Below are 15288 nucleotides of genomic sequence, written 5' to 3'. Positions count from 1 at the left end.
GCGCTGTGCATGTGATCCAGGGAAAGGATTACAGGCTTCACCTGTGATCCAAACCGGGAAACCACTTCTGCAAATAGAAAACCCCGATTCGCATCCGCGAATCGATGGTTTTTTCATTTCATCCGAAAGCTCGAGTAAACTCGGCTTTCTCCTGAAATGAAAAACCCCGCAACTTGCGTTGCGGGGTTTTCTGCTTGATGTGGGCCCTGTTGGATTCGAACCAACGACCCCCTGCTTGTAAGGCAGGTGCTCTGAACCAACTGAGCTAAGAGCCCGTTAAGGGTGTGCAAATATAGAATCGTTTTTTGTTTCCCAAAAGAAAAAACGAAAAAATCAGAGGACTTCGGCTACCGTAAAGGTGCTGCCGCCCACAAACACCAGGTCTTCAGGGGAAGCCTGCTCCAGCGCAGCGCGGTACGCCTGCGGAATGGAAGGGTATTCCCGGTAATCCAGACCGTGGTCATCCAGGGCATAAGCCAATGCTGCTACAGGCATCCCACGGGGTATAGCCATGGGGGCAATGTGGTAGAGGCCATCCTGGGGCAGCAAGGGCAGCAACTGGTCCAGGGGCTTGCCTTTTACAAAGGCCAGCACCAGGTGCAATTGGCGGTACCGCTGGGCTTTGAGCTGCGCCATCACCAGTTCCAGGCCTTCCAGGTTGTGGGCCGTGTCGCAAAGGACGCGGGGGTGTTCCTGCAGGATCTGCCAGCGCCCCAGCAACCCGGTATTTTTTTGCACGTGCATCAGGCCCTGGGCAATATCTTCTTCCGTAAGGGGAAAACCCTTCAGCAGGGATAAGACCGCTAAAACGCCTTTTACATTCTTCTGCTGGTATTCGCCCAGGAGGGAAAGGGGGTACTCCGGCCAGGCCTGCTGGTCCGCAAAGGTAAGGGGGGCATGACGCGCTGCGGCTACTTCCCTAAATACCCCATCTACCCCGGGTTGGGTCTCGCTGACCACGATGGGTACCCCTTCTTTGATAATCCCGGCTTTCTCCTTGGCAATCTGCAAAGGGTCCTCGCCCAGGAATTCGGTATGGTCCAGGCCAATATTGGTGATCAGGCCCACCTCCGGGCGAATGATGTTGGTGGCATCCAGGCGGCCGCCCAGGCCCACCTCCACCACGGCCAGGTCTACCTTCCGGGCGGCGAAACAGGCAAAGGCCATGCCTACGGTAAGCTCAAAAAACGAAAGGCCCGCTTTTTCGATATAATCCTTGTGGTCCCGAATAAATTCAACCACAAAGGCTTCGGACACCGGAATCCCGCCTACGCGGATGCGTTCCCGGAAATCCTTCAGGTGGGGGGAAGTATATAGGCCGACTTTATATCCGGCTTCCTGCAGGACGGATGCCAGCATATGACTGCTGGACCCTTTGCCGTTGGTCCCGGCTATATGCAGGCTTTTAAATTCGTTTTGGGGGTGCCCCAGATAGGCGGTGAAATGTCGGATGGGCTCCAGCTTACCGCTATAGGCGGCAGCCCCGCGCTGCTGATACATGGGGAGGCGGGCAAACATCCAGTCCAGCGTCTGCCGGTAGTCCATCTACTGCCCGAGTTTGAAGTTGACCACCACAAAACCAATTTGCTGGGACGGGGCCTTGGAATCCGGGTTCCAGCGGTGCATGAATGCCGTTTTACGCGCAGGCTCCAACAGGCATTGCGCATTATTTGTGGTCCCGCGCACGCCCGGGGTAGCATCGATAACCCGGCCATTACGGTCTACCACAATGCGCACCACTACACGCCCGGCTTCGTTGCAATCCTGAGCCACCTTGCCGCTGCTGGCCAGGGTTCGCCCACCCAGGCCATAGCCGCCGGTACCTGAACCACTCCCAGGTGCGCCGTAATAGGTGGCCGCATAGGGGTCGCCCCCGGGTTGCCCTTTGTCGCCGGCCCTGTTATCGTTGCCTTCACTGCCTTCGGCTGTGCCGTCGGACGTATTCAGCCCGCCCATCATGGCGTCCAGTTGTCGTTTTTTGGCCTCTTCCTCCTTGCGAATGCGTTCGGCTTCTGCCTGGCGCTCCCGCTCCAGGCGCGCGGCTTCCTCCCGGGCTTTGCGGGCTGCTTCCTCGGCCTTTTTCCGGGCTTCTTCTTCGGGGTTAATCTTCACGGACTCCTCCTGGTCCTGGGTCAGGACCTTTTCGGTGGGGGCATCGGTGGCTGCGGCTTCTTCCGGCACCTCAGGCTCCGTCTGGGGCTCGGGTTCGCTTACGGCCTCCTCTACCGGTTCCGGCACGGGTTGCTGCCGGCGTACGGGCTCCAGCGGCTGCTGGTCGCCCATCCCGAATTCCATGGTGCCCAGGTTTACGGTAATTCCGTTTTCCTCCGGGGGTTCCATATAGGTCAGGCCGATGTAAAAAAGCAAAAGGAGGAGTACGCTCAACAGGATGGTGGTGAGCGTGAAGGATTTTTTCTTGTGTCTCGTATCTAACAGCGCCATCAATTCGGACGCACTGCCAGGATCACTTTATACTGGTTCCGGTTTGCAATGTCCATTACCCGTACAGCCTCCTTAATGGCCACGCTCTCTTCCGCGCGCAGGATTATGGTAGGGTTCTCCTGGTCCTTCAGTGCCTTTTTTAATTCAATTTCAATGTATTCTCCGTTAATCTGCTGGTTGTTCACAAAATATTCCAGGTCGCGGTTAATGGTGACCGAAACATTCTGGGTATTGGTGGATTTCCCCCGGGCCTTGGGCAGCAGTAAATCCAGGGCATTCGGGGAGTTGGCTGTAAGCATGAAGAAGATCAGCAGCAAAAAGACGATGTCCGTCATGGAGGACATGCTGAATTCCGGGCTAACCTTGTTGCGTCCTTTAAGCTTCATGATACGGGGTTATACGGGTTCGCTCAGCAGGTCCAGGAATTCTACCGCGTTGGCTTCCATCTTATGGATCACCTTATCCGTGCGGTTCACCAGGTGGTTGTATCCCACATAGGCAATGATCCCCACCACCAAACCGGCTACGGTAGTGGTCATGGCGGTATAGATCCCGGAAGCCAGGGCCCCCATTTCGGCCTGTCCGCCACTGGTAGCCATCTGGTGAAAGGCCAGGATCATCCCGATTACGGTCCCCAAAAACCCGATCATGGGCGCAGCCCCGGCCACGGTGGCCAGGATGCTCACATTCTTTTCGAGTTTATAGACCTCCAGAGTGCCGGCATTTTCGATAGCCGTATTGATATCGTCCAGGGGCTTTCCAATGCGGGATATCCCTTTTTCGGTAAGCCGGGCTACGGGACTGTCCGTCTGGGCGCAGAGGATTTTGGCCGCTTCCAGCTTCCCGGTCATTACATGGTCCCGGATCTGGTTCATAAAGTTCTTGTCGATCTTCGAGGCAGCCTTAATAGCCAACAGCCGCTCAAAATAGATATACATGGCCACGGCCAGCATCACAAACAGTACGGTGATGATCACCACACTGCCGGTGCCACCATTGAAAATCAGGTCGATTACGGATAAGGTCTTTTCCTCGGACGCAATTTCCTCCAATTGGGAAGCGCCCGCGGCATCCTGAAACAAGAGCATAGTTCTCAGTTAAACGTTGCTAGTAATAACGGGGTTTTGCCCTTTTAAGTATTCGCCCCGACAAATTATACGTTAAGCACAAAATCCCGCAGCAGGATAAAGGTCACAGCACCGGCCAGGAAGCCCGCCAGGGCCAGCCAGGCAATCTTACGCAGGTACCAGAAGAAATCGATTTTCTCCATGCCCATGGCCACAACCCCGGCTGCAGAACCAATAATAAGCATACTGCCCCCGGTTCCTGCGGAATAGGCGATAAAGTGCCAGAGCGGGTTGTCCAGCTCTGCAGAGAACATCCCCATACTGGCAGCCACCAACGGCACGTTGTCGATTACCGCAGACCCGGCCCCGAGCAACAGCACCACGATATCCGTATTTGGAATAGCCTGGTTCAGGCTTTCGGCATAGTGGAACAAGAGCCCCAGAGATTCCAGCGCCGCAACGGCCAACAGGATCCCCAGGAAAAAGAGGATGCTGGGCAGCTCGATCTTGGAAAGGGAAGCGTGAACCGGGCTGTGCATGGCATGGGCATCGCTCTCCTCCTTGTCTACGGAAGAGATACTGAACTTGGCACTACTGTAAATCTCGGCAAAGGTGGCAACAATGGCCAGGGATAGCATCATACCCACATAGGGTGGCAGGTGGGTGATGGTTTTGAAAAAGGGCACAAATACGATGGACCCGAGCCCCAAATAAAGCATGGTGGGGCCAAACCGGGATTTTTTTTCTTCCACCCCGGAGAGATCTGCCTCGAATTCCCCGGTGAAGACCTTACTGCGGCTTGCGATTAAAGTAGGTACCACCGTACACATAATGGACGGCACCAATACATGTATTACCAGTTGGGATGCAGAAACCTTGTTGGCAATCCAGAGCATGGTGGTGGTTACGTCACCAATGGGCGACCAGGCCCCTCCGGCGTTGGCATTGATGATAATCAGGCCCGCAAACCAAAGGCGGGTTTCCCGATCCTTGATCACTTTTTGAAGGATGGTTATCAGGACAATGGTGGCCGTGAGGTTATCGATAATCGCAGACAATATAAAGGCCAGGATGGAGAACAACCAGAGCAACTTGCGTTTGCTCCGGGTGCGTATATATCCCTTAATGGTGGCAAAACCATCGAAGTAATCGATAATTTCCACAATGGTCATGGCCCCCAGCAGGAAGACCAGGATTTCTGCCGTCTTGCCCAGGTGGTGCAGGAGGATCTCATCCAGGTGGGTGGGTTCCAGTTCTTTGAGTTCTGCATTGACCTCAAAGACCGGCATGTGGGTAAGGGCGATTACTGCCCATAGGATGGCCATCATGGCCAGGGCCGGGATCAGTTTATCGATTTTGAGGTTGTGTTCCAGGGTTATGGCCAGATACCCGACCAGAAAGACGATAATGATAAGGGTTTCCATGAAAGGTTCGGTTTAGACGAGTTGGTTCAGTGCAATCTCGAAAGCCGTACGGCTCAGATTCTTCTTTGTTGGATTTTGCCTAAATATATTCAAAATTGCCCTTTTTATGGTGTCTGAAGTGTCATTAAATATGGAAGCGTCGTCCATAGCCACCCGTCGTTCCATGAAATAGGCAAAGACCCGGGCCATCCCGCAGTTGGACACAAAGTCCGGGATCAGGCTCACCCGCTGGTCCGTATGTTCCATGATGGGACCAAAAAAGATTTCCCGGTCCGCAAAGGGCACATTGGCCCCGCAGGACACTACTTCCAGCCCCGAATCGATCAGGGCGTCGATCTGTTCCCGGGTGACCAGGCGGGAGGCCGCACAGGGGGCAAAAATTTCGGCCTGCATACTCCATATCTTCTGGTTGATTTCATCAAAGGGCACCAATTGATCGGCCACCAGGGCATTGCCTTTTTTCTTGCGGAAGAGCTCCACCACCTCCTCGAAGGTAAAGCCGTCCGGGTTCATCACCCCCCCGGCCCGGTCAATGATGCCCACAATGCGGGCGCCCATTTTGGCCAGGAAGAAGGCTGCTGCGCTGCCCACATTCCCAAAGCCCTGCACTACGGCCCGCTTGCCTTCCACGCTGCCGCCGGATACCTCATAGTAGTGGCGCACGGCTTCGGCCACTCCAAAGCCGGTAATCATGTCGGCCACCGTGTATTTTTTGCTCAGGTCCGGGGAATACCGGGAATGCTCCAGCACCTTGATCACCCCCATCCGCAATTGCCCGATGCGGTTGATCTTATCGGCTTCCGTGGGTTTGAAATGCCCGTTAAACACCCCTTCCTGCGGGTGCCATACCCCGGCGTCTTCGGTAATGGGGATAACCTCCAGGGTCTCGTCCACGTTCAGGTCTCCCCCGGTGCCGTAATAGGTCTTCAGCAAGGGGGAAACGGCCCGGTACCAACGCTCCAGCACCCCTTTCTTCCTGGGGTCGTCCGGGTTGAAATTAATGCCGGATTTGGCTCCGCCAATTGGGGGGCCGGAAACGGTAAATTTCACCTCCATGGTTTTGGCCAGGGACAACACCTCGTTCTGGTCCAGACCTTCACGCATCCGGGTGCCCCCGCCGGCCGCTCCGCCCCGCAGGGAATTGATCACCGTCCAGCCTTCGGCCTCGGTTTCCGGGTCTTTCCAGTGGAATACAATCTCGGGCGCCTTGTTTTCATAGCGCTCCAGCAATTCTTTCATCAGCATATTCGGAAGTGTTTGGTCAGCAAACGGGCCCGAAACGCATCTTGCCGGGCCGATCACAAATATAGGAATTACCCCCGCCATCCACCTTATGAAATGAACCGAAAGGCGGAAAAAGGGCGAATGAAGGGTCTTTAAATATTCGCAACAAGACGTTGTTTTTATTGAATTTCTTCTAAGCAGGTGCTATCTTTGTAGTGCTTCATTGACAGAATATTAAAACCTTATGGACTTTACTCTTACCGAAGAACAGGAAATGGTGCGGCAGGCGGCCCGAGACTTCGCCCAGACCGAACTCCTTCCCGGCGTGATTGAACGGGATGAAAAACAGGAATTCCCGGCGGATGCCATCCGCAAGATGGGGGAACTGGGTTTTATGGGGATGATGGTAGACCCCAAATACGGGGGCAGCGGCCTGGATACGCTCTCCTATGTATTGGTAATGGAGGAATTGTCCAAGGTAGACGCCTCGGCTTCCGTGGTGGTTTCCGTGAACAACTCCCTGGTCTGCTGGGGCCTGGAAACCTACGGCACCGAAGCTCAGAAAGAGAAATACCTCACCCGCCTGGCCACTGGGGAAATCATAGGGGCCTTCTGCCTCTCCGAACCCGAAGCCGGCAGCGACGCCACTTCCCAGAAAACCACAGCCCTGGACAAGGGGGACCACTACGTGCTGAACGGCACCAAAAACTGGATCACCAATGGCGGTAGCGCGGATGTTTACCTGGTTATCGCCCAGACCTACCCGGAGAAAGGGCACAAAGGGATCAATGCCCTGATTGTGGAAAAAGGGATGAAGGGCTTTGAAATCGGGCCTAAGGAACAGAAAATGGGCATCCGCGGCAGCGATACCCATTCCCTGAACTTCAATGATGTGATCGTACCCAAGGAAAACCGGATCGGGGAAGACGGCTTCGGCTTTAAGTTTGCGATGAAGACTTTAGCCGGAGGGCGCATAGGGATAGCAGCCCAGGCCCTGGGGATTGCCGCAGGGGCTTACGAATTGGCCAAATCCTATTCCAGGCAGCGCAAGGCCTTCGGGACCGAAATTGCGAACCACCAGGCTATTGCCTTTAAACTGGCGGACATGCACACCCAGATAGAGGCGGCCCGCATGCTGGTCTACAAATCTGCCCTGGATAAGGATTCCGGGGGGGATTATGACCTTTCCGGCGCCATGGCCAAGCTCTATGCCTCCGAGGTGGCTATGAACACCACAGTGGAAGCCGTGCAGGTGCATGGCGGGAACGGATACGTCAAGGAATACCATGTGGAACGCCTGATGCGGGATGCCAAGATCACCCAGATCTACGAAGGGACCTCGGAAATCCAGCGGATCGTGATCTCCAGAAGCATCCTGAAAGACTAAAATCCCAGTGGAATCCCGGCAGCACCCCCGGGATTCCATCTTTTTTCCAGGAAAAATAAGTCCATATAGGCATCGCACCCCCCTCCAGGCAGGGGCAATTTTACTATTTCCCCCACACAACCCCGAACACCCCCCTGTTTTGATATTTCTGCTCCCCGAATCCGCCGGAATTTTAGGGATCCGTAATCCTTTGGGGAGGATTTTTCCATATTCAAAATAATTTAAGGTTTTATTCCGAACGCTGCATTTTTTACAGGATATCACAAATCCCCTTGAATTTATGATAGCCTTTATGCTATTTTTGAGCGAATCGTGCAATCCGCAAATGTAGGATTAACACCTGTAAATGAGGTGTTTTGAGCCCCGGATTGGCATTCCCTAAAACAGCAACTATGAAACCACAGGGCCTGTACCTCCCCGAATTTGAACACGACAACTGCGGCGCCGGGTTTATCTGCAGCCTGAAAGGCCGTAAGTCTAACGATATTATCCACAAAGCCCTGGAGATCCTGGAGAAACTGGAGCACCGGGGGGCGGTAAGCGCAGACGGCAAGACCGGCGACGGAGCCGGGATCCTTATTGATATCCCCCATGAATTCTTTAAGGAGGTGTGCTCCTTTGCGCTGCCGGATCCCGGGCAGTATGCGGTAGCCAATGTATTCCTGCCCCAGAAGGAAAACCAGCGGCAGTACTGTGTGGAAGTATTCGAAAAACACCTGGCCGCGCAGGGCCTGGAACTCCTGGGTTGGCGGGATGCCCCCGTAAACCGTCGGGTGCCCGGGCGCATTGCCGCAGAAACCGAGCCTTTTGTAAAGCAGGTCTTTATTGGCATGGGGCAGGCCGCTTCCGATACGGAATTCGGCCGCAAACTCTTTGTGGCCCGCAAGGTAACCGAACATGCCATCCTTGCCTCCAAGCTCTCTGAGCGCGGTTATTTTTACCTGCCCAGCCTTTCCACCCGCATCATCATCTTTAAAGGGTTGCTGATGCCCATGGACATTAAACTTTATTACAAGGACCTGATGGACCCCCGGGTGGTGACCCGCCTTGCCCTGGTTCACCAGCGCTTTTCCACCAACACCTTCCCCACCTGGGACCTGGCCCAGCCCTTCCGCTACATGTGCCACAATGGTGAGATCAATACGCTGCGCGGGAACGTGTCCCGGATGCGCTCCAGGGAGGAACTCATGGCCAGCGACTGGTTTGGGGAAGACATCAAGGCCATTTTACCGGTGATCCTGCCGGGCAAATCGGATTCGGCCACCATGGATATGGTGGTGGAACTCCTGCTGATGACCGGGCGCTCCCTGCCGGAGGTCATGATGATGCTGGTCCCCGAGGCATGGGAGAAAAACACGGAGATGTCCGATTCCAAAAAGGCCTTTTACGAATTCAATTCATGCCTGATGGAGCCCTGGGACGGCCCGGCCTCCATCCCCTTTACCGATGGCAACTACATTGGGGCGGTCCTGGACCGGAACGGCCTGCGCCCTTCCCGCTATTCGGTAACCAAAGACGGGTATGTGGTGATGTCGTCCGAAACCGGGGTCCTGGACCTGGAGCCCGAAAACATTTCCTTCCACGGGCGCCTGGAGCCGGGTAAAATGTTCCTGGTGAACATGGAGGAGGGCCGTATTGTTAACGACGAGGAAATCAAGGAGGAAATTGCCGGGCGCTATCCCTACCGGAAATGGCTGGACAAAAACCTGGTCCACCTGCGGGACATCCCCTACCGGGAGTGCCCCCTCTTTATAGGCGAAGTTCCCCTGGACAAACGCAAAGCCGCCTATGGGTATACCCTGGAAGACATCAACACCATTATCCTGCCCATGAGCAAGGCCGGAAAGGAACCTATAGGCTCCATGGGCTCGGACACCCCCATTGCCGTGCTCTCCGAACGCCCGCAACTGGTCTACAACTACTTTAAGCAACTCTTTGCGCAGGTTACCAACCCGCCCCTGGACGGTATCCGGGAAGAACTGATCTGCGACATCAGCCTTACCCTGGGCAGCGACCACAACATCTTCGACATTGAGCCCCTGCACTGCCGCAAGCTCAAGATTCAGAACCCGGTCATTTCCAAGGAAGACCTGGACAAGATTAAAAACTACGACAGCAGCCCGGACTACAAGGTGGTCTCCATCCCCATCCTCTACGAAGTGGCCCGCGGCCACAACGGCCTGGAGGATGCCCTGGAATCCATCCTGCAGCAGGCCTGCGATGCTATAGACCAGGAGGCCAATATCATTATCCTTTCAGACCGGTATGTGAGTGCTGAAAAAGCACCCATCCCGGCCCTGCTGGCCACCTCCTATGTGAACAGCGGACTCAGCAAGCTGGGCAAGCGCTCCAAGCTGAGCATCATCGTGGAATCTGCGGAGCCCCGGGAGGTGCACCACTTTGCCCTGCTGTTCGGGTTTGGCGCGAGCGCCATCAACCCCTATCTGGTGAACGAGATTATTGCCGAGCAACTGGAAGAGCAGAACATTACGGATGTGACTTTTGAAGAAGCCATTGCCAACTACAACAAGGCTATTGGCAAGGGCATTCTGAAAGTGATGAACAAGATTGGTATCTCCACCCTGAATTCCTACCGGGGGTCCCAGCTCTTTGAGTGCATTGGCCTGAACACCCAGCTGGTGGGCAAATACTTCCCGAACACCCCCACCCGCATTCAGGGGGTAGGCCTGTACGAATTGGAAAAGGAGGTAGCCCTGCGCCACCACAACGCCTTTGACCGCAAGGATCTGGCCGCCAAGCTGGAGCTGGAAATTGGCGGGGAATACCGCTGGAGGCGGGACGGGGAGAAACACATGTTTAACCCCATGACCATTGCCAAGCTCCAGAAGGCAGTGCGTCAGAACGAACCCAAGACTTATAAGGAATATGCGGAGCTGGTGAACCAGCAGTCCAAGCACCTGATGACCATCCGGGGGCTTTTCGAATTCGCCAACTACGACCCCATCCCCCTGGAAGAGGTGGAACCCTGGACGGAGATCGTCAAACGGTTTAAGACCGGGGCCATGTCTTACGGCTCCATCAGCAAGGAGGCCCATGAAAACCTGGCCATTGCCATGAACCGCATCGGCGGGAAAAGCAATTCGGGCGAAGGGGGCGAAGACGTGGAGCGTTTTTACCGCAGCCAGACTGGCGACTGGAAGAACAGCGCCATCAAACAGGTGGCTTCAGGCCGCTTCGGGGTAACCTCGAACTATCTGGCCAATGCCCGGGAAATCCAGATCAAGATGGCCCAGGGCGCCAAGCCGGGCGAAGGCGGGCAGCTGCCGGGGCCAAAGGTGAACCCGGCGATTGCCAAAACGCGGAATTCAACCCCCTATGTGGGCCTGATTTCGCCTCCCCCCCACCACGACATTTATTCCATTGAAGATCTCTCCCAGCTGATTTACGACCTGAAATCTGCCAACCGCGAGGCACGTATAAATGTGAAACTGGTTTCCGAAGTTGGAGTGGGTACGGTTGCCGCCGGGGTTGCCAAGGCCAAGGCAGACGTGATTCTGATCTCAGGACATGACGGGGGTACCGGGGCCTCTCCCCTAACCTCCCTGAAACACGCCGGCCTGCCCTGGGAATTGGGCATTTCCGAAGCCCAGCAAACCCTGGTAATGAACGACCTGCGCAACCGGGTGGTCCTGGAGTGCGACGGGCAACTGAAAACCGGAAGGGACGTGGCCATTGCCTGCCTGTTGGGCGCAGAGGAATTCGGGTTTGCCACCGCCCCCCTGGTAGCCTCGGGCTGTATCATGATGCGGGTGTGCCACCTGAATACCTGCCCCGTGGGCATAGCCACCCAGAACCCGGAATTGCGGAAGAAATTCCAGGGCAAGCCGGAACACGTAGTGAACTACATGTATTTTGTTGCGGAAGAATTGCGGCAGATCATGGCCAAACTCGGCTTCCGAACTGTGGATGAAATGGTGGGGCAGGTTCAGAAGCTGGACCGCCGCCAGGCTATTGACCACTATAAGGCCCGCGGGATTGACCTGAGCCCTATCCTGCACCAGGTAGCCGTGCCTAAAGGCACCAAATTCCACAACACCACGGCCCAGCAGCATCTGATTGACCAGTCTATTGAATTCGACATTATCGAAAAGGCGCACCCCGCCCTGTTCCGGAAGGAGAAAACCAGCCTGGACTTCCCCATCCGCAATACAGACCGGGCCGTAGGGGCCATCATCAGCAACGAGATCTCCAAGATCTATGGGGCCGAAGGCCTGCCGGAACATACCCTCCGCCTGAACTTCACCGGTTCTGCCGGGCAAAGTTTCGGGGCTTTTGCCACCCGGGGGCTGACCATGGTGGTCAATGGCAATACCAACGACTACCTGGGTAAAGGCCTTTCCGGGGCCCGCCTGGTAATCAAAGTACCTGCAGGGTCGACCCTGAAACCGGAAGAAAATATCATTACCGGGAACGTTTGCCTCTATGGGGCCACCTCCGGGGAGGCTTACATTAACGGGAAAGCCGGGGAGCGCTTCTGCGTCCGGAATTCCGGGGCCCGCGCCGTGGTAGAAGGGATTGGAGACCACGGGTGCGAATACATGACCGGCGGGGTTGCCGTAATCCTGGGGTCCGTGGGACGCAACTTCGGAGCCGGGATGAGCGGCGGGATCGCCTATGTCCTGGACCGGGACAAGACCTTCCGTCGCAAGTGCAACCTGGAGTCCCTTAACCTCCTGCCCGTAGAGGAAGACGGAGACGTTGCAGAATTGCGCGGCCTGATTGAGAACCACTACAACGCCACCTTTAGCCCGCTGGCCCAGGAAATCCTGGAACAATGGGAAAGCTACCTGCCTTCCTTTGTAAAGGTGTTCCCGGAAGAATACCGACAGGCCCTGATCCGCCTGGAAAACGAACAAATAGAAACGATTTAAGATGGGTAAGACAACCGGATTTATGGAATACGAGCGCAAGGTGGAAACCTATGCGCCTGTGGAAGAGCGCCTGAAGCACTACAGGGAATTCACCAAACCCCTTTCGGAAAAAGCCGTACGGGACCAGGGGGCGCGCTGTATGGATTGCGGCATTCCCTTCTGCCACAGCGGGTGCCCGCTGGGCAACCTGATCCCGGATTTTAATGACGCCGTATACCGCGGAAAATGGGAACGGGCAGCGGAAATCCTGCATTCCACCAACAACTTCCCGGAGTTCACCGGGCGCCTCTGCCCGGCCCCATGCGAAGAAGCTTGCGTACTGGGGATTAACGAAGACCCGGTAAGTATAGAAAACATCGAAAAAAACATTGTGGAGACGGCCTTTAAAAAAGGGTGGGTCAAGCCCCAGCCCCCGGCCACACGCACCGGAAAATCGGTAGCGGTTGTGGGCTCCGGGCCGGCCGGCCTGGCCGCCGCCCAGCAACTGAACCGGGCCGGGCACCAGGTAACCGTTTTTGAACGGGACGAAAAGCCCGGGGGGCTATTGCGCTTTGGGATCCCGGACTTTAAAATGGAAAAGCAGGTGATAGACCGCCGGCTGGAAGTTCTGGAAGCCGAGGGGATAACTTTTCGCTGCGGGGTGCATGTAGGCAAGGATGTTTCCGCCAGCAGCCTGCGGGAAGAATTTGACGCCCTGCTGCTCTGCGGAGGTGCCACCGTACGCCGGAGCCTTCCCATTCCCGGGACAGACCTGGAAGGCGTGGTACAGGCCATGGATTTCCTGCCCCAGAACAACCGCAAAGTAGCCGGCGCCGATTACAGCGGGCTGGAGCTGAGCGCAAAAGGAAAACATGTTGTGGTCATTGGCGGGGGAGATACCGGCTCGGACTGCATTGGGACGTCCCTGCGCCAGGGTGCGGCCTCCGTCACGAACTTTGAGATCCTGGGCAAGCCCCCGGTGGGGCGGCCGGAAGACCAGCCCTGGCCTTTCTGGCCCATGCGGCTGCGCACCAGCACCTCCCACAAGGAAGGGGCGGAACGGGTATTTTCCATCTCCACCAAAACTTTTAAGGGAGATGCCAACGGAAAACTAAAGAGCCTGGTAACGGTAGATGTGGAGTGGGTTACTGAACCCGGAAAACGGCCGCAGCTTAAGGAACTGGAGGGCACTGAACGGGAATGGCCTTGTGAGCTGGCCCTGCTGGCCCTGGGCTTTACCGGTTCCGAAACGTCCATTGCGGACGAACTGGGGCTGGAACTGGACCCCAGAACCAACATCAAAGCACCTGCCACGGATTACCAGACCAATGTACCCGGAGTATTCGCCGCCGGAGACCAAAGACGGGGGCAGTCCCTGATTGTCTGGGCCATTTCTGAAGGCCGGCAGGCTGCACACCATATAGACACCTATCTGACGGGCAGTTCGCAGCTGCCTTTGAAAGGGGAGGGAGACCTTCCGCGGATCTGAGAATTAGCTATAGGTTTCTTGATGGAAGGCCACGCAATCGCGTGGCTTTTTGTTTGTGGCCCTTGAGGCAGGCGCCAGGACAAAGCCCCCACTACATCGTTTCTTATGCCGGCTATTGCCTGCCATTGCCACAGGTATGGCCGCAATTGACACAATACCTATGCTGTATCTATTTGTTTTTCAGTATTTTTTAAATACGAATTCAAATCACAAAACCTTTCCACATGAAATCGACATTGGTAAAAGTGAGCAGTTGTAGCCTTACGGCCCTGATGCTTTTCCTTTCCGGATGCAAAACCGAAACCAAGAAAACCGAAAAAACCACGGCAGTAGAACCGGAGCCCGGTACTATTGAAGTGGTGACCCGCTCCATGGAATTCTACGCCCCGGACACCATTCCTTCGGGCTGGAATACCTTTGTGTACAAGAATGAATCCACGGAGCCACACTTTATCCTGCTGGACAAATACCCGGACAGCGTGACCATCGAAAACACCATTGCCGAAGTGGCACCGGCCTTTGAGGCCGGTATGCAGGAGATTATGGCAGGAAACATGGATGCGGCAATGGCAGCCTTCGGCACGCTCCCCGAATGGTTCAACCAGGTTGTTTATTCGGGGGGAACCGGGCTAATTTCGCCTAAACACACCGCCATTTCCACGGTTCAACTGGACCCGGGCTATTATATTATGGAATGTTATGTACGCATGCCGGACGGCAGGTTCCACACCTCCATGGGCATGGCCAAAACCCTGATTGTAACCGAAGAAGATAGTGGTAATCGCCCGCCTGCCTATACCATGGAGATCGACATCCGCGGGCAAAGCGGGATAAGCTGGAACGGAAAACCCATAGCGGGAAAAAACATCTTCCGCGTAGAATATGTAGATCAGAAGGTGCATGAAAATTTTGTGGGCCACGACGTAAACCTTGTGGCTGTGGCGCCCGGGGCAGACCTGGATGCCCTGGAGGCATGGATTAACTGGGCCACCCCTACAGGCTTAATGAGTTCATCCCTGCCAAAGGGTTTCACCTTCCTGGGCGGCACCAACGATGCCCCGGGTGGTTCAATACTCTATTTTGAGGCGGAACTGGAACCCGGCACCTATGCCCTGATATCCGAAGTGCCGGGTAGCCGGGCCAAAGGCATGCTCAAGACGTTTATTGTGGATTAAGCCCCGTCTACAAGCGCATTTCATTTTGGGGAGGTAGTTTCCCCCCGGGGGCGGGGTGCGGTGCTGGGATGTTGCAGCCCTGGTGGCTACCTTGGGCCTTAAGGGGGCGGGGGCGTACCCCGGAATAATTCGTAATGTGCTTTATAACATTACATTGCACGCTCCTAAACCCTTCCCTTCTGCGCGTAACGCATGCACCGCATTGCTTT

The 15288-nt window shown here is 55.6% G+C and carries 10 protein-coding genes and 1 tRNA gene; 4 read left to right on the top strand and 7 right to left on the bottom strand.

The window, feature by feature from the left end; genetic code table 11:
* Positions 1-200: 200 nt before the first annotated feature.
* The 7 genes from OZ410_RS06725 to OZ410_RS06695 form a co-directional block, all read right to left on the bottom strand.
* A tRNA-Val gene (locus tag OZ410_RS06725) sits at positions 201-275 on the bottom strand.
* 58 nt (positions 276-333) lie between these two features.
* Positions 334-1545, bottom strand: a complete 1212-nt coding sequence (locus OZ410_RS06720) for a bifunctional folylpolyglutamate synthase/dihydrofolate synthase (protein ID WP_277707184.1) — start codon at positions 1543-1545, stop codon at positions 334-336.
* Positions 1546-2442, bottom strand: coding sequence for an energy transducer TonB (locus OZ410_RS06715; protein WP_277707183.1), 897 nt, complete (start codon positions 2440-2442; stop codon positions 1546-1548).
* The gene (locus tag OZ410_RS06710) at positions 2442-2828 is read right to left on the bottom strand and encodes an ExbD/TolR family protein (protein ID WP_277707182.1); all 387 of its coding nucleotides are present in this window, start codon (positions 2826-2828) and stop codon (positions 2442-2444) included. The genes OZ410_RS06715 and OZ410_RS06710 overlap by 1 nt, the downstream gene beginning before the upstream one ends.
* Before the next feature lie 9 nt (positions 2829-2837).
* Positions 2838-3530 (bottom strand): MotA/TolQ/ExbB proton channel family protein, encoded by a 693-nt coding sequence (locus tag OZ410_RS06705; RefSeq protein ID WP_277707181.1) that lies wholly within the window; start codon positions 3528-3530, stop codon positions 2838-2840.
* Between the two features lie 65 nt (positions 3531-3595).
* The gene (nhaD, locus tag OZ410_RS06700) at positions 3596-4933 is read right to left on the bottom strand and encodes a sodium:proton antiporter NhaD (RefSeq protein ID WP_277707180.1); all 1338 of its coding nucleotides are present in this window, start codon (positions 4931-4933) and stop codon (positions 3596-3598) included.
* Between the two features lie 12 nt (positions 4934-4945).
* Positions 4946-6172 carry a Glu/Leu/Phe/Val dehydrogenase dimerization domain-containing protein gene (locus tag OZ410_RS06695; RefSeq protein WP_277708345.1) on the bottom strand — a complete coding sequence of 409 codons (1227 nt, stop codon included), beginning with the start codon at positions 6170-6172 and terminating at the stop codon, positions 4946-4948.
* 229 nt (positions 6173-6401) lie between these two features.
* On the opposite strand from OZ410_RS06695, the gene OZ410_RS06690 reads away from it, so the two are divergent.
* From OZ410_RS06690 to OZ410_RS06675, 4 genes are all read left to right on the top strand, one after another.
* A complete protein-coding gene (locus tag OZ410_RS06690; RefSeq protein WP_277707179.1) occupies positions 6402-7544 on the top strand; it encodes an acyl-CoA dehydrogenase family protein in 1143 nt (380 codons plus the stop codon).
* Between the two features lie 392 nt (positions 7545-7936).
* Positions 7937-12436 carry a glutamate synthase large subunit gene (gltB, locus tag OZ410_RS06685; protein ID WP_277707178.1) on the top strand — a complete coding sequence of 1500 codons (4500 nt, stop codon included), beginning with the start codon at positions 7937-7939 and terminating at the stop codon, positions 12434-12436.
* 1 nt (position 12437) lies between these two features.
* Entirely contained in the window at positions 12438-13904 is a 1467-nt protein-coding gene (locus tag OZ410_RS06680; protein ID WP_277707177.1) for a glutamate synthase subunit beta, read from the top strand.
* Positions 13905-14128: 224 nt separating this feature from the next.
* Positions 14129-15079: a hypothetical protein gene (locus OZ410_RS06675; RefSeq protein ID WP_277707176.1), complete on the top strand. Its 951-nt coding sequence runs from the start codon at positions 14129-14131 to the stop codon at positions 15077-15079.
* Positions 15080-15288: the final 209 nt, after the last annotated feature.

This window comes from Robiginitalea aestuariiviva (genome assembly GCF_029537735.1).
Lineage (GTDB): Bacteria > Bacteroidota > Bacteroidia > Flavobacteriales > Flavobacteriaceae > Robiginitalea > Robiginitalea aestuariiviva.
The sequence above is the reverse complement of the archived record's forward strand: the minus strand, read 5'-3'. Positions and strand labels throughout refer to the sequence as shown.